Below are 19,319 nucleotides of genomic sequence, written 5' to 3' on the forward strand. Positions count from 1 at the left end.
AGCGGTTGGCGGTGTGGTTGGTCGGTGACCCGCAGCTGGTTCCGCAGATCGCTGCCCTGGGCCCGGATGCGTTGGAGCTCGGCCCCGAGGACCTGGCCCGGGTGCTGGCCGGCAATACCGGACGGATCAAGACCGTCATCACCGACCAGAAGGTGATCGCCGGCATCGGCAACGCCTATAGCGACGAAATCTTGCACGTCGCGCGCATCTCGCCGTTCGCCACCGCGGCGAATCTGTCGGCCGAACAGATCGCCACCCTGCACGACGCGATGATTTCCGTCCTCACCGACGCGGTGAGCCGGTCCGTCGGCCAGGGCGCCGCCACGCTCAAGGGCGAGAAGCGCTCTGGACTGCGAGTGCACGCCCGCACCGGGTTGCCCTGCCCGGTGTGTGGTGACACCGTGCGCGAAGTGTCCTTTGCGGACAAGTCTTTTCAGTACTGCCCGACGTGTCAGACCGGCGGCAAGGTGCTGGCCGACCGGCGCATGTCGCGGCTGCTCAAGTGATCGATATGCTGCCTGGGTGACCCGCCAGAAAATCCTCATCACCGGAGCCAGTTCCGGTCTGGGCGCCGGTATGGCCCGCGACTTCGCCGCCATGGGACGTGACCTGGCGTTGTGCGCCCGCCGCACCGAACGGCTGGAAGAATTGAAAGCCGAACTCTCCCAGCACTATCCATCGATCAACATCGCCGTGGCCGCATTGGACGTCAATGACCACGAGCAGGTGCCGAAAGTATTCGGAGAATTGAGCGATGAGTTGGGCGGCATCGACCGCGTCATCGTCAACGCCGGCATCGGCAAGGGCGCCCGGCTGGGTTCGGGCAAGTTGTGGGCTAACAAGGCGACCATCGAAACCAACCTCGTCTCGGCGCTGGTGCAGATCGAAACCGCGCTGGAGATGTTCCACAAATGCGGATCCGGCCACCTGGTGCTCATCTCCTCGGTGCTCGGCAATAAAGGTGTGCCCGGCGTCAAAGCCGCATATGCGGCAAGCAAGGCCGGCTTGAGCTCACTGGGCGAATCGCTGCGCGCCGAGTACGCCAAGGGTCCGATCAAGGTCTCGGTAATCGAGCCCGGCTACATCGAGTCGGAGATGACGGCCAAGTCCGGCACCACGATGTTGATGGTGGACAACGAGACCGGGGTGAAGGCACTCGTTGCGGCCATCGAGCGAGAACCGGGCCGGGCGGCCGTGCCGTGGTGGCCGTGGGCGCCGCTGGTTCAGCTGATGCGCGTGCTGCCGCCACCGCTGACCAAGCGCTTCGCTTAGCAAACCGGAGCGTCAAGACGCCGAGCGGTGGCCTGCTCATGCAATTGATGTTCACTCAATCGCAACCCGGTCCCGAATACATTTCTATGTGTTGGTTGCCGACCGCGGCAGCAATGATTCGATATCGCGCATTTTCGATACCAATGTCGGTGACAAAGTTACGCTTGACCGGCATTTGACCGCCCAAAGTTCAGCGTTATCAATTCAGTCCGCGCGGGCATCTCGGGTGCCGGTTGCACGGGAGAGGCACGCAAATTGTCATTTCTGATCACCAATCCGGAAGCGCTTTCCGCCGCGGCAAGCGGGCTGTCGAGTGCCGGCTCGTCGGTCTGGGCCGCCAGTGCTGCTGCGGCACCGCCGATTACGGCTGTAGCCGCCGCGGCCGGCGATGAAGTTTCGCAAGCGGTCGCTGCCCTTTTCTCCGGATTCGGCGAGGCCTATCAGGGAGTGAGTGCCCAGGCGGCCCTCTTCCATACGGAATTCGTCCGGACGCTGACCGCTGCCGCCGGCACTTATGCCGCCGCCGAGGCTGCCGGCACGGGTCCTTTGGAGAGCATTCTTGGCGTGGTGAACGCACCCGCTCTTGCCTTGTTGGGACGCCCCTTGATCGGCAATGGCGCCAACGGTGCTCCGGGGACCGGGGCTAACGGTGCGCCGGGAGGCTTGCTGATCGGCAATGGCGGGGCGGGCGGATCCGGCGCCTCCGGGAAGGCGGGTGGCAACGGCGGAGCCGCAGGGTGGTTCGGCACCGGCGGGGTCGGCGGTGCCGGTGGGTCAAACGGTGCCGGCGGGGCTGGCGGAGCCGGCGGTCAGCTATTTGGCAACGGTGGGGCCGGCGGCAACGGCGGGCAGGGCACCGCCCCGGGAATCGGCGGAACTGGCGGATCGGGAGGGCTGTTTGGTTCAGGAGGCGCCGGTGGCCGGGGAGGATTGAGCACCGGGGTGGATAGACCCGGCGGTGCCGGAGGGGCGGGCGGGGCTGGCGGCCCGCTGTTCGGTACGGGCGGCGACGGCGGAGTGGGTGGCACCAACGCGCTTGGTGACGGCGGGGTTGGTGGTGCCGGTGGCGCTGGCGGGTTCTTCATGGGCGACGGCGGCGACGGCGGCGACGGCGGCATCGGCATCGGCGGCCTGGGCGGTCCGGGTTATGGCGGTGCCGGTGGTGCCGGCGGCGCTGGTGGGTTGCTGGGCGGCCGTGGCGGGAACGGCGGGGCCGGGGGAGCGGCTGCGGGTCCAAGTACATCCGCGGTAAGCGGTGGTGCGGGCGGGGCCGGCGGCGTCGGTGGACTGTTCGGTGGCCACGGCGGCGATGGAGGCGTCGGTGGGGCGGTTTCCCGCTCCACCCTCGGGAGCAGCGGCGGTGTGGGCGGAATCGGCGGATCAGGCGGGATGCTCTTCGGTAATGGCGGTGCTGGGGGTGACGGCGGCTCGGTGATCGGTGCGGGCACCGGCCAAACGAGCTTCGGGGGAGCGGGCGGCGCTGGTGGCAACGCAGGCATGCTGTTCGGCAATGGCGGGGCCGGCGGTGATGGCGGCGACGTTGCTGTCTTCAGCCTGGTGGACGGCGGTGCCGGCGGTCGCGGTGGGAACGCCGGGCTGATCGGCAACGGCGGCGCTGGCGGAAACGGAGGGCGCGGGCAGGACGAGGGCGGTGCCGGTGGTAACGGCGGCAATGCGGTGTTCCTCGGTATCGGTGGCAACGGCGGCAATGGCGGACCAGGGTTGACCGATGGCAAGTATGGTGAGAGCGGCTCCGGCGGGTTGTTTGGCCTAAGTGGCGTGATTGGCCTGAGCTGACGTCGGAGCTAGTGGGCGCGAACTAGTTGGAGCGGCCTCTTTCGACGCGGTAGCGCCGCACCAGCGCATCGGTCGAACTGTCGGACTGCTTGTCCGGCGAGGCGTCACTGGTGATCACCGGAAGTAGGGCCTTGGCCTGCGTCTTGCCGAGTTCCACGCCCCACTGGTCGAAGGAGTCGATGCCCCACACCACTCCCTCGGTGAAGACCTGATGCTCGTAGAGTGCGATCAGTTGGCCGAGTACCGACGGTGTGAGCCGGTTGGCCAAAATCGAAGTGGACGGCCGGTTTCCGGGCATCACCTTGTGCGGCACCACCTCAGCCGGGGTGCCCTCGTCGGTGATCTCTTCGGCGGTCTTGCCGAATGCCAGCACCTGCGTCTGGGCGAAGAAGTTGCTCATCAGCAGGTCGTGCATGCTGCCGCTGCCCTCGGCGGTCGGGAGGTCGTCGAGCGGCTGGCTGAAGCCGATGAAGTCGGCGGGGATCAACCGGGTGCCCTGGTGCAACAACTGGTAGAACGCGTGCTGGCCGTTGGTTCCCGGCTCGCCCCAGTAGATTTCGCCGGTATCGGTGGTCACCGGCGTGCCGTCGGCACGTGTCGACTTGCCGTTGGACTCCATGGTCAGCTGTTGTAGATAGGCGGCGAACCGGGCCAGGTCGTCGGAGTACGGCAACACCGCGCGCGACTGCGCGCCGAAGAAGTTGGAGTACCACAGCCCGATCAGGCCAAGCAGCACAGGCGCATTCGACTCCAGCGGAGCGGTGCGGAAATGCTCGTCGACGAGGTGGAACCCGGACAGGAAGTCGGCGAACGCTTCTCGGCCGATCACCGCCATCACCGACAGCCCGATGGCCGAGTCCACCGAGTAGCGTCCGCCGACCCAGTCCCAGAAGCCGAACATGTTGGCGGTGTTGATACCGAACTCGTCGACCAGTCGCTTGTTGGTGGACACCGCGACGAAGTGCTTGGCCACCGCGGCGTCACCAAGTGCATCGGTGAGCCAGCGGCGTGCGGCCGTGGCGTTGGTGAGGGTCTCCAGCGTCGAGAACGTCTTCGACGCGACGACGAAAAGTGTTGTGGCGGGTTCCAAGTCGACCAGGGTCGCGACCAGGTCGGCCGGGTCGACGTTGGAGACGAAGCGCGCCGAGATGCCGGCGTCGGCGTAGTGGCGCAGCGCCTGGTACACCATCACCGGGCCGAGGTCCGAACCGCCTATCCCGATGTTGACGACGGTCTTGATCCGCTCCCCGGTGGCGCCCTTCCATTCACCGCTGCGCAACCGGTCGGTGAAGTCGCCCATGGCGTCCAGTACCTCATGCACGTCTCTGACGACGTTCTGGCCATCGACGATCAGGTCGGCGTCGCGGGGCAGTCGCAGCGCCGTATGCAGCACCGCACGATCCTCCGAGGTGTTGATGCGGGCGCCGGCGAACATCGCGTCGCGGCGCTCTTCCAGCTTCGCTGCGCGGGCCAGGTCGATCAGCAGCTGCACCGTTTCACGGGTGATGCGATGTTTGCTGTAGTCGATGTAGAGGTCCCCGACGCTCAGGGTGAGGTCGCGGCCGCGGTTCGGATCGTCGGCGAAGAATTGGCGAAGGTGGGTGGCTCCGATTTCATCGTGATGTGTGCGCAGGGCGTCCCACGCCGGGGTAGCGGTGATGTCGGGGATTGATTCGGAGGTCATTTTTCGACCCTAACGCCGCTCGCCCGGGCCGGTGGGTCCGCAAGCCGTGTCAGCACTCACCGGCACCGAAGTTCGGTGCGCCGTTGCCCGCTGCCGCGCTGCAATTGTTCAGGCCGGAGGGGACTCGCGATTGGGCTGCGCCCAGCACTTGCTGCAGGTCCGGCAGCATCGTCTGCAACTGCTGGCCCCAGTACGACCACGTGTGGGTGCCGTTGGCCGGGAAGTTGAAGACGGCGTTATGCCCGCCCTTGAGCTTGTACCGGGCCTCAAAGACCTTGTTGCTGATCCGAGTGGCGCTTTCCAGCAGGCTGGCGTCGAGCTTCGTATCCAGATCTGAGTCACCGCCGTTGCCGGTGTACACCCAGATGCGGGTGTTGTTGGCGACCAGCTTGGGCACGTTGACGGTCGGATCGTTGGCGGCCCACGCCGGGTCGCCGGGCGGACCCCACATGGCGTCCGAGCGAAACCCACCGGCGCCCAGTTGCGCCGCACCGACCAGCGAGGGCCAGTTTCCGGCGGACAAATTCAGGAAACCTGACATCGAGGCCGCGTAGATGAAGTTCTGCGGGTGATTGGCGGCCATGATCAGCGCAGCCGATCCGGACATCGAGGCACCCACTACGGCGTTGCCGGCGGCGCTGATCGCCTTGTTCGCGGCCAACCAGGCCGGCAACTCCTCGCTGAGGAAGGTCTCCCACTTGTAGGTCATTGTTCCGCTGTGGCCTACCGCCGGGCGGTACCAGTTGGAATAGAAGCTCGCCATACCGCCGGTCGGCATGACCACCGCCAGACCGGATTGGCCGAACCATTCGAAGACCGGGAGATGGATGTCCCAGCCGTTGAAATCGTCGCGGGCGAGCATCCCGTCGAGTAGGTATACCGCGCGGGTGCCCCCGCCCTGGAACTCCACTTTGACCTGACGATTCATCGCCGGCGAGGGGACCATCAGGTATTCGATCGGCGTGCCCTGGCGCGACCAGGCAGATGAGGTCGGCGAATTGTTGAACAGCCCGCCCGCCAGTGCGAGCAACGCTGCGGCTGATAGGTACGTCAGCCGGCGTAACGGCGAAACCCCTGGTGTAGATGCCGTAACCATTTCCGGCGAAATGTACCCCGGCAAAGCAGGAATTCGCCGAATGTAACGACGGTAGTAATCGTTTAGTGGCCGAGTCGTCCCCGGCCCAACCGCAAGAGCAGCATGGCCAGGTCTTTACCTTCGGGACCGAGTTCGCTGTAGCGTTCGATGACCTTCATTTCGCGGCTGTGCACCAGCCGGGTGCCGCCGGACGCCATCCGGACTCTGCCGATCGCCTGGGAGACTTCGGCGCGCCGTTTCACCGCGGCCAGGATCTCGGCGTCCAGCCGGTCGATTTCTTCCCGCAATTCGTCGATGCCGAGTTGATCGGCGCCGATGGTCTCTGTGTTCATGTCGGCAATCTCCGCGTTCTCGTGAGGTGGTGGTTCTGGTCTCATCCGGTTCGGGCCTCACACAAGAAACGAGCCCCGAATCCGAAGCGGACCACGGGGCTCTGCGAAAGCAGCTAGACCACGGGCACCGCTGGCCGGTACCCGTAGAAAAATCGGGGCTGCGTGTTGAGCACGCACCGAGTGTGCCACCAAGTGGTCTAGGTGTGCAAAAACCGGCTCCGGCACTGCTCCGGCGGCTCGTCCTTCGGTTGTTGCGCGGCAAGCGAACTGACGGCATTCGACAAGGGAACACAATTCGCGCAATTGTCCGATGCGGCCAACGACATCGTCGTAGGCTCTCTACTCGCGGTTGTGACGGTCGTTCGGATGGTCCTGAAGGGACGGTCGATGAATTTCTCGGTGTTGCCGCCAGAGGTGAACTCGCTGCTGATGTTCAGTGGCGCCGGGTCCCTGCCGATGCTGGAAGCGGCGCAGGCCTGGGACGCGTTGGCAGAAGAACTGGGTGCTGCGGCCTCCTCGTTCGGGTCCGTGACCGCCGGGCTGGTTGGCCAGGCCTGGCAGGGCCCGGCGTCGGCGGCGATGACGGCCGCCGCCCTGCCGTATGCGGACTGGCTCACCGCGGCGGCGGCGCAGGCTGCGGACGCCGCCGGGCACGCCCGAACGGTGACCGCGGTGTTCGAGGCCGCGCAGTCGGCCATGATCCAGCCAATCGCCGTCGCCGCCAACCGTTCTCAGATCGTGCAGCTGGTGCTGTCGAACCTGTTCGGACAGAACGCCGGGGCAATCGCGGCCACCGAAGCGGTGTACGAGGAGATGTGGGCCCAGGATGTGGCGGCAATGTTCGGTTACTTCAGCGGGGCGTCGGCCATCGCCGAGGCGCTGCCTCCCTGGGAACAGTTACTTCCGCAACTGTTCTCCGCCGTGGGCAACGTCGGCGCCGCAAATCTGGGTCTGGGCAACATCGGTACCTTCAACCTCGGCAGCGGCAACACCGGCGGCCTCAACTTCGGTAACGGGAACAGGGGCAACCTCAATTTCGGAGACGGGAACCTCAACGGGATCCTCAACATCGGCGGGGGCAACACCGGTTCTTTCAACCTCGGCGGCGGCAACACCGGCAGCCGAAACCTGGGCGGCGGCAATCGAGGCAACGGGAACATCGGCTTCGGCAATTCCCAGAGCACCGGTGGCGGAAATATCGGGAGTGGCAACAGCGGCAGCGGCAACTGGGGGAACGGAAATACCGGCAACCTCAACATCGGCAGCGGCAACTTCGGCAACTCCAACATCGGCTTCGGAAACAGCGGCCCAGGAGCCGTGCCCACGGCCGGGAACTCCAACCTGGGCTTCGGCAACACCGGCAACTCCAACATCGGCATCGGCAACTTCGGCAACTTCAATATCGGCCTGGGCAACAGCGGCGAGTTCAACATCGGGTTCGGCAACTCCGGCAAGAACAACTTCGGCATCGGTCTCACCGGAGAGAATCAGGTCGGGATCAACTTCAACGGGTTGAACTCCGGTAGCGGGAACATCGGCCTCTTCAATTCCGGCAACAACAACGTCGGCTTCTTCAACTCCGGACACGGCAACTGGGGTATCGGCAACTCCGGTGACTTCAACACCGGACTAGCCAACTCCGGCGATATCAACACCGGCATCATGAACTCCGGCCACCACAACACGGGTTGGGTCAACACCACCAATACCAACGTCGGCTTCGGGAACTCCGGCCACGGCAACGTCGGGTTCTGGAACGCGGGTAGCAACAACGTCGGTGCGGGCAACGGTGGCGGTTTCGCGGTGGGTGCGTTCAACTCGGGTTCGAGCGGCACCGTCGGCTTCCTCAACTCCGGCTCCAGCAGCGTGGGCTTCTTCAATTCCGGCTCGGGCAATACCGGCTTCGGAAACTCAGGCAACACCAACACCGGTTACTGGAATTCGGGCAGCATCAACACCGGCGCCGGCAATGCGGGCGCTGCCAATACCGGCTTCGGCAGCGCGACCAACACCGGCGCCGTCAGCTCCGGTTTCGGCAACACCGGCACCGGCACGTCGGGCTTCAACAACAACGGGAACGGCACCTCGGGTTTCCAGAACACCGGCAATTCGAGCGAAGGCTACGGGAACGTCGGCAATTTCCAGACCGGCTTCCAGAACACGAGCAGCCGCAACACCGGCTTCTTCAATTCGGGTTTCAACGCGGTGGGCTTCTCCAACACCGCCAGCTTCGCCATCGGCTACGCCAACGGCGGCGTCACCGGGAATGTCGGCTTCATGAATGTCGGCACCGACAACTCGGGCTTCGGTCACTCCGGGACGCTCAACTCCGGCTGGGGCAGCTCGGGTAGCAGGAGTTCGGGCAGCAATCATGCGGGCGTGAACCAGTCGGGTTTCGAGTTCTAGTTGCCGCCCGGCCGGCGGCGGTCTGTCGGCAGACGGCGGTAAGTTTGGACCGACATGAGTGTGCACCTGACCCAAGCCAAGTACCCCCGTCCCAGCGCGGTCGACGAACTGCTGGACGGGCTCAACCCGCAACAGCGCCAGGCGGTGGTACACGAAGGCTCGCCGCTGCTGATCGTCGCCGGCGCCGGGTCGGGCAAGACAGCGGTGTTGACCCGCCGCATCGCCTACCTGATCGCCGAGCGCGGCGTCGGGGTCGGCCAGATCCTCGCCATCACCTTCACCAACAAGGCCGCCGCCGAGATGCGCGAGCGGGTGGTGAATCTGGTGGGCGACCGGGCCCGGTACATGTGGGTGTCCACCTTCCACTCGTCCTGCGTGCGGATCCTGCGCAACCAGGCTTCGCTGATCGAGGGACTCAACTCGAACTTCTCCATCTACGACGCCGACGATTCCCGCCGGCTACTGCAGATGATCGGCCGCGACATGGGCCTGGACATCAAGCGGTACTCGCCGCGACTGCTGGCCAACGCCATCTCAAACCTGAAGAACGAATTGATCGACCCCCATCAGGCGGTGTCCAATCTCACCGACGAATCCGACGACCTCGCCCGTACCGTCGCATCCGTCTTCGGCGAATACCAGCGGCGCCTGCGGGCGGCCAACGCGCTGGACTTCGACGACCTGATCGGTGAGACCGTCGCAGTGCTGCAGACCTTCCCCGATATCGCCCAGTACTACCGGCGGCGGTTCCGTCATGTGCTGGTCGACGAGTACCAGGACACCAACCACGCTCAGTACATGCTGGTGCGGGAACTGGTCGGCCCTGCCGAGCAGGACGTGCCGCCCGCGGAGTTGTGCGTGGTCGGCGACGCCGATCAGTCGATCTACGCTTTTCGCGGCGCCACCATCCGCAACATCGAGGACTTCGAGCGCGACTACCCGGATGCCACGACGATTCTGTTGGAACAGAACTACCGCTCGACACAGAACATCCTCTCGGCGGCCAACTCGGTGATCGCCCGCAACGCCGGGCGCCGGGAGAAGCGGTTGTGGACCGATGCCGGCGAAGGCGAGCTGATCGTTGGCTACGTCGCTGACAACGAGCACGACGAGGCCAGGTTCGTGGCCGAGGAGATCGACGCACTGGCAGACCGGGGCGACATCACCTACAACGATGTCGCCGTCTTCTACCGCACCAACAACTCGTCGCGTTCGCTCGAAGAGGTTTTCATCCGCGCCGGCATCCCGTACAAAGTCGTTGGGGGCGTGCGCTTCTACGAGCGCAAGGAGATCCGCGACATCGTCGCGTATCTGCGGGTGCTGGACAACCCCGGTGACGCGGTGAGCATGCGGCGCATCCTGAACACCCCGCGCCGCGGCATCGGCGATCGTGCCGAGGCCTGTGTGGCCGTGTATGCCGAGAACACCGGCGCCAGCTTCGCGGATGCTCTGCAGGCAGCGGCCGCGGGCAAGGTGCCGATGCTCAACACCCGTGCGGAGAAGTGCATTGCGGGCTTCGTGGAGCTGCTCGACGAACTGCGTGGGCACCTCGACGACGACCTCGGCGAACTGGTCGAGGCGGTATTGGAGCGCACCGGATATCGCCGCGAGCTGGAGTCTTCGAACGACCCCCAGGAACTGGCGCGGCTGGACAACCTCAACGAATTGGTATCCGTCGCACACGAATTCAGCACCGACCAGGCGAACGCTGCCGCCCTGGCGGCAGATACGCCAGAGGACGAAGACGTCCCCGACACCGGTGTCCTGGCGGCTTTTCTGGAGCGCGTCTCGCTCGTCGCCGACTCCGACGAGATCCCGGAGGACGGTGCCGGGCTGGTCACGTTGATGACGTTGCACACCGCCAAGGGACTGGAGTTCCCGGTGGTGTTCGTGACCGGCTGGGAGGACGGCATGTTCCCGCACATGCGGGCGCTGGACGATCCCACCGAGCTCTCCGAGGAACGGCGTCTGGCATACGTCGGCATCACCCGGGCCCGGCAACGGCTCTACCTCAGCCGGGCGATCGTCCGTTCGTCGTGGGGCCAGCCGATGCTGAACCCGGAATCGCGTTTCCTGCGCGAGATTCCGCAGCAGCTCATCGACTGGCGTCGCCTCGCTCCCAAGCCGTCGTTCAGCGCGCCGGTGAGCGGCGCCGGGCGGTTCGGCACTCCGCGGTCGGCGCCGACGCGTTCCGGGTCGATCAAACGCCCGCTGGTGGTGTTGGAACCCGGTGATCGGGTCACGCACGACAAGTACGGTCTCGGCCGGGTCGAGGAAGTGTCCGGTGTCGGGGAATCGGCGATGTCGCTGATCGATTTCGGCAGTGCCGGCCGGGTCAAGCTGATGCACAACCACGCGCCGATCAGCAAGCTCTGAGATCCCGTCGCCGAACGTGCAATCAGGGCGAGAAAATCGTGAAAATGCCGCCCCCAGTTCACGTTCGGCGAAGTGGGGCGATCGTTATTCGGCCCAGCGTCTGGTATCGGGGAGCATCGCCAGCAGTACGCTGGCGATTGGCAGCAGTGGCAGCGTGTGCACCACCCACCCGACCCGCGCACCGGCGATGAACACCCCGAGGTAGGTCAGCAGCGCGACCACCGAGCCGGCCATGATCAGGTAGCGCCCGACGGGACGGTGCAGCAGCAGCATGATCACGCCCGAGACCGTGGTGACCGCGAAGACGAGTGCGAGGAATCCGACCGCAATGCAAAACAGCCGGTCGGTCTGCCACCAGCCGGCGATGAGGTCCGTGGCCACCACCGACGTGGCCCAGCCGCTGACGATGCTCACCGCGCTGGCCGCCACCGCCGTCCGGGGACTGCGCTCGGGTCCGAGCGCTACGGGAAGCGGCGGTATGCCGCCGCCCGCCGCCAAAGGTGTTGAGGCGCGCGGAATCTGGGTGGTCGGCTGAGACGCGATCGGGGGCAGCGGGGCGGTCGGGGCACGCCGGATGATCCGGGTCCGCGGTTCTTCGGGTGCTTCGGGGGGCTCGGGCGGGTTCTCGCGCGCAGGAGGGTCGTTGGGCGCGGTCACCGGTCAGCCGGCGTAGTTGCCGACGTACAGTCCTCGCTTGGCCAGCCAGGGCACCGGGTCGATCCGCTCGCTGCCGCCCAGCAGTACCTCGAAGTGCAGGTGCGGGCCGGTGGAATTGCCCCGGTTGCCCATGGTGGCGATCTGGTCGCCGGCCATCACCCGGTCACCGACGCTGACCAGCGTGGTGTTCACGTGTCCGTACAACGTGACAGTGCCATCGGCGTGCAGCAGCTTGACCCAAGCTCCGTAGCCGGCAGTGGGGCCGGCGTCGATGACGACACCGTCCGACACCGCGTAAATCGGAGTGCCGATCGCATTGGCCAGGTCGATGCCGGCGTGCAGCACACCCCAGCGGTAGCCGAAGTTCGACGTGAAGATGCCCCTGGTCGGCATGACGTACAGGGGCTGCTGCAGGCGCGCCTCGCGCTGTGCGCGCTCCTGAGCGAAGGCCACGCCGCGGGCCAGCTCTTCGTTGTGTACCGCGACGTTGGCCGGCTGGGCCGCGATGACCTGGACGCCGCGCGCGGTGCTCGACCCGGACACCCCGGAGCCACCGGAGAGCGTCGAGGCGTTGGCCGTCAGCACCGTTTCGATCTTGGTGTTGTCGGACTGGTTGACTGCGGTGTGCGTCGCCGCTGCTGCCGCGCCGGCCGCCATCGCCCCGATGAGCAGACGCCCCTTGGCGGCACTGGTCGGCTGCTTGCGGTGGCTGCCGCCGCGACGCGGGACCGGTGTGACGTCTGCGGTGTGTGTGCGGACGCGATCGACGGTGCACCGGGGGATTACCTCGGTGACCGGAGCGGCCAGCCACAGCGGAGTCAGCTCGTCCGTGTCGTTCAGGTCATCTAGCTCGGGGGCGGCCAGGAGTTCGTGCTCGCCATCGAATGCGGCCTCGCCGAAGTCGAGATCGTCGAGGTCGGCCAGTTCCAGGTCATCGAGTTCGTCGAATCCGTCGAGCGGAATGATCTCGGTGACTTCGTTGCGGTGGTGACGCAGCCAGCGGTCCCGGGGTGCGCGAGGCGTGACTGCGGCGGCAGATCGGGTGAAAAGGTGCTGGGACAACCTGAAATGTCCTCGGATCGTGACCATAACGTTATCTGGACCTTGAGAAGGTATCCGCAAAGGTATGCGGCTGGCAACCTCAGTATCAAATCCGGCCGATTTTGTGACTTGAGTCACGTTTGGAAGCTCCGATCGATACATGACGTGCGCCACAGCGGTGGGATGCGGCGGCAGGTCTGATTTTCGGGGTCGATACAGTTCCTCCGTGCGAGTTGCCTAGTACCTGGCACCGCCACCCTAGTTGGCCTAGCAAGTAAGCCGAGCAAAGGCAGTGACGCCCCATGGATCTGTTCGAGTACCAAGCTAAGGAACTGTTCGCCAAGCACGGCGTTCCCGGCACGCAGGGCCGGGTGACCGACACCGCTGAAGGCGCCAAGGCCATCGCGGAGGAGATCGGTGCGCCCGTGATGGTCAAAGCCCAGGTCAAGACCGGCGGCCGGGGCAAGGCGGGTGGCGTGAAATACGCCGCGAACGCCGACGAAGCCTACGAGCATGCCAAGAACATCTTGGGCCTGGACATCAAGGGCCACATCGTGAAGAAGTTGCTCGTCGCCGAGGCCAGCGACATCGCCGAGGAGTACTACCTCTCGTTCCTGCTCGACCGCGCCAACCGCACCTACCTGGCGATGTGCTCGGTGGAGGGCGGCATGGAGATCGAAGAGGTCGCCGCCACCAAACCCGACCGGCTGGCCAAGGTGCCGGTGAACGCCGTCACGGGCGTCGACCTGGCCTTCGCGCGGTCCATCGCCGAGCAGGGCCACCTGCCCGCGGAGGTGCTCGACGCCGCGGCCGTCACAATCGAGAAGCTCTGGGGCGTGTTCGTCAGCGAGGACGCCACCCTGGTGGAGGTCAACCCGCTGGTCCGCACGCCGGACGACCGGATCCTGGCGCTGGACGGCAAGGTGACCCTGGATGCCAATGCCGACTTCCGCCAACCCGGACACGCCGAGTTCGAGGACCGTGCGTCGACTGACCCGCTGGAACTGAAGGCCAAGGAACACGATCTCAACTACGTGAAACTGAGCGGCGAGGTCGGCATCATCGGCAACGGCGCGGGCCTGGTGATGTCGACGCTGGACGTGGTCGCCTACGCCGGTGAGAAGCACGGCGGGGTGAAGCCGGCCAACTTCCTGGACATCGGCGGTGGCGCGTCGGCCGAGGTGATGGCGGCCGGCCTGGACGTGATCCTGGGCGACCCGGAAGTCAAGAGTGTCTTCGTCAATGTTTTCGGAGGCATCACGTCGTGTGACGCGGTGGCCACCGGGATCGTCAAAGCCCTGGAGATCCTGGGCGATGAGGCCAACAAGCCGCTGGTGGTCCGATTGGACGGCAACAACGTCGAAGAGGGCCGGCGCATCCTGGCTGACGCCAACCACCCGCTGGTGATCCAGGCCGACACCATGGACGCCGGTGCCGACAAAGCCGCCGAGCTGGCGAGCGCCTGAGAGGACCACGGAAATGGCTATCTTTCTGAACAAGGACAACAAGGTCATCGTCCAGGGCATTACCGGGGGTGAGGCCACCACGCACACCGCGCGGATGCTCAAGGCCGGCACCCAGATCGTCGGCGGCGTCAACGCCCGCAAGGCCGGCACCACGGTCTCGCACAAGGATGCCCATGACAACGACATCGAGCTGCCGGTGTTCGGCACCGTCGTCGAGGCCATCGAGAAGACCGGCGCCGACGTGTCGATCATCTTCGTGCCGCCGAAATTCACCAAGGACGCGATGATCGAGGCCATCGACACCGAGATCCCGCTGCTGGTGGTCATTACCGAGGGAGTCCCGGTGCAGGACACCGCCTACGCCTGGGCCTATAACGTCCAGAAGGGTCAGAAAACTCGCATCATCGGCCCCAACTGCCCGGGCATCATCAGCCCCGGTCAGTCGCTGGTGGGCATTACCCCGGCCAACATCAGCGGTCCCGGTCCGGTCGGGCTGGTATCGAAGTCGGGCACCTTGACCTACCAGATGATGTTCGAGCTGCGCGATTTCGGATTCACCACGTCGATCGGCATCGGCGGCGACCCGGTGATCGGCACCACCCACATCGACGCCATCGAGGCGTTCGAGAAGGACCCCGACACCAAGCTCATCGTGATGATCGGCGAGATCGGTGGTGACGCCGAGGAGCGGGCGGCCGACTTCATCAAGGCCAACGTGACCAAGCCGGTCGTCGGGTACGTCGCGGGCTTCACCGCGCCGGAAGGCAAGACGATGGGGCACGCGGGCGCGATCGTGTCCGGCTCGTCGGGCACCGCCGCCGCCAAGAAGGAGGCGCTGGAGGCCGCCGGCGTGCGGGTGGGCAAGACGCCGTCCGAGACCGCGGCGCTGGCCCGGGAGATTCTGAAAACCCTCTAGCGCGAGCACCCTCTAACGCGAGCAGACCTCGGGCATGCACCGTCGGCGGTGATGGCGGCCCGCGAGGCGCTCGCCGTGGCCGGCATCGGTGTCGAGGAGGTCGCCACATTCGATCTGTACAGCTGCTTCCCGCTGCCGGTGTTCAACATCTGCGAAGGGCTGTCCATCGCGCCCGACGATCCGCGCGGCCTGACGCTCCGGCGGATGGCCGAGCTGTTCGCGCCGTTCAGCAAGGTCGCGGCGAGCAACCCCTACTCCGCCGCGCCGGTGGAGCGCACGGTCGACGAACTGGTCACCGTCATCGAGAGCAGTGACCGGCGGGTTGCCGTTCTCAGGTGGCGCCGGCAACAACTACTCGATGCACGGAGTCGCCGAGACTGTGGCCCGAATGCGAAGGGCCCCTGGGCAATTCGGGTTTGTCGGCGCCAACGGCGGGATTCAGAGCAAGTTCTCGGTCGGCGTCTATTCGACCGCGCCGGCGCAGTGGAAGCCGGATCGCAGCGCTGTATTGCAGGCACAGGTCCACGGCGGGCCGACGGTGCCGGTCACCGAGAACGCCGACGGCCCCGCCGCCATCGAGACCTACACGGTGCGACGCGAGGCACTTGTTCCCGGAAGCCGACCTACGGGCGCATCATCGGCCGGCTCGCCGCCGACGACAGCCGCTTCCTGGCCACGACCGAGGACGACGCTCTGGTGTCCCTGCTGGTTGACGGGGACCCGCTCGGCCGGCGGGTGCAGGTGCGCTCATTCGATGACGGCAACCGCTGCACACCGGCCTGACCCCGAACGGCATTCGCGACACTGCGACCCGGTACACGACACGCCGGGGACCGGGGTTTCAACTTCGTCGCAGGCGACCCCCGCAGGACTACCCGCAACCGCTGGGTGCCTCTAGGCGAAAGCGGCCAGCTTGCCCGCCAGCCGCTCCACGTAGGCGGCCACCTTGTCTTCATCGCTGTCGGGCATGCCGAACAGCACTTCGGTCACGCCGAGTTCAGCCCAGCGCGCCAACTTCGCGGCATCGGGCTTGAAGTCCAGGGCGACGATCTGCGGGGCGCCGCCTCGCCCGGCCGCAGCCCACGTGTCCTGCAACAACTTCACCGGTTCGTCGATGTCGAAGTCACGGGGAGTGGTGATCCAGCCGTCGGCGCTGCGAGCGATCCACTTGAAGTTCTTCTCGTTACCCGCGGCACCCACCAGCACCGGAATATGGGCCTGAACCGGCTTGGGCCAGGCCCAGCTCGGACCGAACTTCACAAACTCGCCGTCGTATTCGGCTTCCTCCTGCGTCCACAGCACCCGCATCGCCTCGAGGTACTCGCGCAGCATGGTGCGCCTGCGGCCGGGTGGCACGTTGTGGTCGGCGAGCTCGTCGGTGTTCCAGCCGAACCCGACGCCGAGGCTGACCCGCCCGCCGGACAGATGGTCCAGCGTGGCGATGCTTTTTGCCAACGTAATCGGGTCGTGTTCGACCGGCAGCGCCACCGCCGTCGACAGCCGGACCCGCGACGTCACCGCACACGCCGCGCCCAGGCTCACCCAGGGGTCAAGGGTGCGCATGTACCGGTCGTCGGGCAGCGAGGCATCCCCTGTGGTGGGGTGGGCCGCTTCCCTTCTGATCGGAATATGGGTGTGTTCGGGCACGTAGAACGTGTGAAATCCGTGTGCGTCCGCAAGTTTCGCCGCCGCCGCCGGGGATATGCCGCGATCGCTGGTGAAAAGAACGAGCCCGTAGTCCATGCCCCAATTTAGAACGTGTTCTACTTTTGGCCGCAGGCGACCCCCGCGACGGGCGGTCGCGGCGACGGGCAGTTGTTCCCGAAGGTGCGCTAGCGTGGTTGATCGAATGCGTCGCGGGCAGCACGGCGTCGCACCGCAGCAGCGGGGCCGCGACGGCACCGGAAGCAATAGGAGGACTCATGACCTACCCGCCCGGTAGTCCCGGATATCCATCCGCGCAGCAGCCGTCCGGCTCCTATGGCGCGGCCGCGCCGGCAGCGGCCCAGTCCGAGCCTGGCGAGAGCAAGCTGGGGCTTTACCTTGCCGTCGCGGTATCGGCGCTGGGCCTGTTGGCGTACTTCTTCAGCTTCGGCCCGATGTTCACCTACAGCGCCGACCCAGGCGGCGGGTCAGGCGTCGAAGCTTCGACAGACACTCATCTAGCCATTACCGCCGCACTCCTCGCCGCGCTGCTGGCCGGTGTCGGCCTGCTGCCCAACGCGAAGAGCCGTGCGACGGTCATCGCGGTGCTCTCGGTTCTGGGAGTACTGCTGATCATCTCCGCGACCTTCAACAAGCCGGGCGCGTACTCGACCGGCTGGGCGCTGTGGATCGTGCTGGTCTGCATTGTGTTCGAGGCGGTGGCCGCGGTCGGCGCGTTGCTGCTCGACGCCGGCGTGATCACCGCGCCGACACCGCGTCCCAAGTACGACCCGTTCGGCGGCTACGGTCAGTACGGACAGTACGGCCAGTACGGGGGCCAGCCGGGCGGGTACTACGGTCAGCCGGGTGCACAGCAGCCCGCGCAGAACCCGGCCCAATCGTCCGGTTACGGCTCGCAGTACGGCGGCGGCTACTCGGGGTCGAACCCGAACCCGCAGTCCGGCGGATTCGCGGCACAACCCACTCAGCAGGTGCCTCAGCAGCAGCAGGGGCCTGCCCACACCCCGCCGACCGGCTTCCCGAGCTTCAGCCCGCCACCGCCGGTCAGTGCCGGCACGGGATCGCAGGGCGGTTCGGCCCCGGTCAGTTACGGCAACGCTCCCGGCGGCCAGCAGTCGTCCTACGGTCAGGGTCAGCAGTCCGCACCGGGTTCGGCACCGGTCTAACCGTGCGCTCTCGCGCTTAGTCAGGTTCGCGCGCGAAGAGTGACAAGAGTGTCGGCAAGAAACCAGGACAGCCGGGCAACGGGCGCCCGCCAGGCGCGCGACCTGGTCAGGGTCGCTTTCGCCCCCGCCGTGGTGGCGCTGGTGGTGATCGCGGCGGTCACGCTGTTGCAGTTGCTGATCGCCAACAGCGACATGACCGGTGCGTTGGGCGCCATTGCCAGCATCTGGCTGGGCGTGCATCAAGTGCCGATCTCGATCGGCGGCCGAGAACTGGGCGTCATGCCGTTGTTGCCGGTCTTGATGATGGTGTGGGGCACCGCACGCACGACCGCGCGCGCCACGTCGGCCTATTCGTCGTGGCTGGTGATCCGCTGGGTATTCGCCTCGGCGCTGGGCGGCCCCCTGCTGATCGCCGCCATTGCGCTGGCAGTCATTCACGACGCGTCGTCGGTGCTGACCGAGCTACAGACGCCCAGCGCGCTGCGCGCGTTCACCAGCGTTCTGGTGGTACACGCGATCGGCGCCGCGATCGGGGTGTGGTCGCGGGTGGGTCGACGCGCCCTGGCCGCTTCGCCGGTACCCGACTGGCTGGGCGATTCGCTGCGCGCGGCGGCTGCCGGGGTGTTGGCGCTGCTGGGACTTTCCGGGATCGTGACGGCGGGGTCGCTGGTGGTGCACTGGGCGACCATGCAGGACCTCTACGGCATCACCGATTCCATCTGGGGACAGTTCAACCTCACCGCGCTGTCGGTCTTGTACGCGCCTAACGTCATGGTGGGTGCCGCGGCCGTCGCGGTCGGGTCCAGCGCGCACATCGGATTCGCGACGTTCAGTTCATTCACCGTGTTCGGCGGTGACGTGCCGGCGTTGCCGATCCTGGCTGCGGCGCCCACACCGCCGCTCGGGGCGATCTGGGTTGCGCTGCTGATCATCGGTGCGGCATCCGGTGTGGCGGTAGGGCAGCAGTGTGCCCGCCGCGCGCTTCCGTTGCTCCCCGCGATGGCCAAGTTGCTGGTCGCGGCGGTGGTCGCCGCGGCGACGATGACACTGCTGGGCTACGGCGGGGGCGGCAGGCTGGGAAACTTCGGCGACGTCGGGATCGACCACGGAGCCATGTTCCTCGGCGTGCTGTTCTGGTTCACCCTCGTGGGTGCGGTCACCGTGGTGATGGCCGGGGGTGTTCGGCGCCGGCCGCGGCGGCCACGGGTGAAACCGGTTGCCGCGCCGGAGCCGGTCGAACACGAAGAGCCGCTGCCGGACGTCTACGACGACGACGACGACGAACAGGGCGCCGTCGAGGAAGAACCCGCGATGCCCGACGAGCAGGCTGTCGATCCGCGCCACGTACCCGAAGAGGACTAGTTCGTCCCCCGTGCGCCTCGAGTCTGCGGAGGTGGCGTCGAGTTTGCGGTGAGGGCTGCGACCAGCGCGGCGGACCAGCCATG

15 protein-coding genes and 2 pseudogenes are annotated in these 19,319 nt (G+C 66.3%); 11 read left to right on the forward strand and 6 right to left on the reverse strand.

Features of this window, described 5'->3' with window-relative positions; translation table 11 throughout:
- Positions 1-35: 35 nt before the first annotated feature.
- The 3 genes from AC5Y7D_RS09640 (at position 36) to AC5Y7D_RS09650 (ending at position 3,069) form a co-directional block, all read left to right on the forward strand.
- Positions 36-506: a zinc finger domain-containing protein gene (locus AC5Y7D_RS09640; RefSeq protein ID WP_499923584.1), complete on the forward strand. Its 471-nt coding sequence runs from the start codon at positions 36-38 to the stop codon at positions 504-506.
- Between the two features lie 16 nt (positions 507-522).
- On the forward strand, positions 523-1,272 hold the full coding sequence (locus AC5Y7D_RS09645) for an SDR family oxidoreductase (protein WP_499923497.1): 750 nt from the start codon (positions 523-525) through the stop codon (positions 1,270-1,272).
- Positions 1,273-1,527: 255 nt separating this feature from the next.
- On the forward strand, positions 1,528-3,069 hold the full coding sequence (locus tag AC5Y7D_RS09650; protein ID WP_499923498.1) for a PE family protein: 1,542 nt from the start codon (positions 1,528-1,530) through the stop codon (positions 3,067-3,069).
- Between the two features lie 22 nt (positions 3,070-3,091).
- Here AC5Y7D_RS09650 and pgi read toward each other — a convergent pair whose 3' ends face one another.
- The 3 genes from pgi to AC5Y7D_RS09665 all read right to left on the reverse strand — a co-directional run bounded on the left by pgi (position 3,092) and on the right by AC5Y7D_RS09665 (position 6,226).
- A complete protein-coding gene (pgi, locus tag AC5Y7D_RS09655; protein ID WP_499923499.1) occupies positions 3,092-4,753 on the reverse strand; it encodes a glucose-6-phosphate isomerase in 1,662 nt (553 codons plus the stop codon).
- A gap of 49 nt (positions 4,754-4,802) precedes the next feature.
- Positions 4,803-5,849: an esterase family protein gene (locus AC5Y7D_RS09660; RefSeq protein ID WP_499923500.1), complete on the reverse strand. Its 1,047-nt coding sequence runs from the start codon at positions 5,847-5,849 to the stop codon at positions 4,803-4,805.
- Between the two features lie 62 nt (positions 5,850-5,911).
- Entirely contained in the window at positions 5,912-6,226 is a 315-nt protein-coding gene (locus AC5Y7D_RS09665; protein ID WP_499923501.1) for a chorismate mutase, read from the reverse strand.
- A gap of 342 nt (positions 6,227-6,568) precedes the next feature.
- On the opposite strand from AC5Y7D_RS09665, the gene AC5Y7D_RS09670 reads away from it, so the two are divergent.
- Positions 6,569-8,587 carry a PPE family protein gene (locus tag AC5Y7D_RS09670; RefSeq protein WP_499923586.1) on the forward strand — a complete coding sequence of 673 codons (2,019 nt, stop codon included), beginning with the start codon at positions 6,569-6,571 and terminating at the stop codon, positions 8,585-8,587.
- A gap of 54 nt (positions 8,588-8,641) precedes the next feature.
- Positions 8,642-10,963: a DNA helicase PcrA gene (gene pcrA, locus AC5Y7D_RS09675; RefSeq protein ID WP_499923502.1), complete on the forward strand. Its 2,322-nt coding sequence runs from the start codon at positions 8,642-8,644 to the stop codon at positions 10,961-10,963.
- A gap of 84 nt (positions 10,964-11,047) precedes the next feature.
- Here the strand turns inward: pcrA and AC5Y7D_RS09680 are convergent, their stop codons facing one another.
- A complete protein-coding gene (locus AC5Y7D_RS09680; RefSeq protein ID WP_499923503.1) occupies positions 11,048-11,620 on the reverse strand; it encodes a hypothetical protein in 573 nt (190 codons plus the stop codon).
- Between the two features lie 3 nt (positions 11,621-11,623).
- Positions 11,624-12,682, reverse strand: coding sequence for a M23 family metallopeptidase (locus AC5Y7D_RS09685; protein ID WP_499923504.1), 1,059 nt, complete (start codon positions 12,680-12,682; stop codon positions 11,624-11,626).
- A 281-nt stretch (positions 12,683-12,963) separates the two neighbouring features.
- Here AC5Y7D_RS09685 and sucC point away from each other — a divergent pair, with 281 nt between their 5' ends.
- The 4 genes and pseudogenes from sucC to AC5Y7D_RS09705 form a co-directional block, all read left to right on the forward strand.
- Entirely contained in the window at positions 12,964-14,127 is a 1,164-nt protein-coding gene (sucC, locus tag AC5Y7D_RS09690) for an ADP-forming succinate--CoA ligase subunit beta (protein WP_499923505.1), read from the forward strand.
- Positions 14,128-14,140: 13 nt separating this feature from the next.
- Positions 14,141-15,043: a succinate--CoA ligase subunit alpha gene (gene sucD / locus AC5Y7D_RS09695; protein ID WP_499923506.1), complete on the forward strand. Its 903-nt coding sequence runs from the start codon at positions 14,141-14,143 to the stop codon at positions 15,041-15,043.
- A gap of 12 nt (positions 15,044-15,055) precedes the next feature.
- Positions 15,056-15,241: pseudogene (locus tag AC5Y7D_RS09700) on the forward strand (acetyl-CoA acetyltransferase); the annotation flags it as partial.
- Between the two features lie 115 nt (positions 15,242-15,356).
- Positions 15,357-15,826 (forward strand): annotated as a pseudogene (locus AC5Y7D_RS09705) (TLP1 C-terminal extension domain-containing protein); the annotation flags it as partial.
- A 111-nt stretch (positions 15,827-15,937) separates the two neighbouring features.
- Here the strand turns inward: AC5Y7D_RS09705 and AC5Y7D_RS09710 are convergent.
- Entirely contained in the window at positions 15,938-16,786 is an 849-nt protein-coding gene (locus AC5Y7D_RS09710; RefSeq protein ID WP_499923507.1) for an LLM class F420-dependent oxidoreductase, read from the reverse strand.
- A 179-nt stretch (positions 16,787-16,965) separates the two neighbouring features.
- On the opposite strand from AC5Y7D_RS09710, the gene AC5Y7D_RS09715 reads away from it, so the two are divergent.
- Together AC5Y7D_RS09715 and AC5Y7D_RS09720 are read left to right on the forward strand one after the other, a co-directional pair.
- Complete coding sequence (locus tag AC5Y7D_RS09715) at positions 16,966-17,874, forward strand: DUF5336 domain-containing protein (protein WP_499923508.1); 909 nt, start codon at positions 16,966-16,968, stop codon at positions 17,872-17,874.
- 39 nt (positions 17,875-17,913) lie between these two features.
- On the forward strand, positions 17,914-19,236 hold the full coding sequence (locus AC5Y7D_RS09720; protein ID WP_499923509.1) for a cell division protein PerM: 1,323 nt from the start codon (positions 17,914-17,916) through the stop codon (positions 19,234-19,236).
- The last annotated feature ends 83 nt before the right edge of the window (positions 19,237-19,319 follow it).

This window comes from Mycobacterium sp. NGS49, assembly GCF_059812565.1.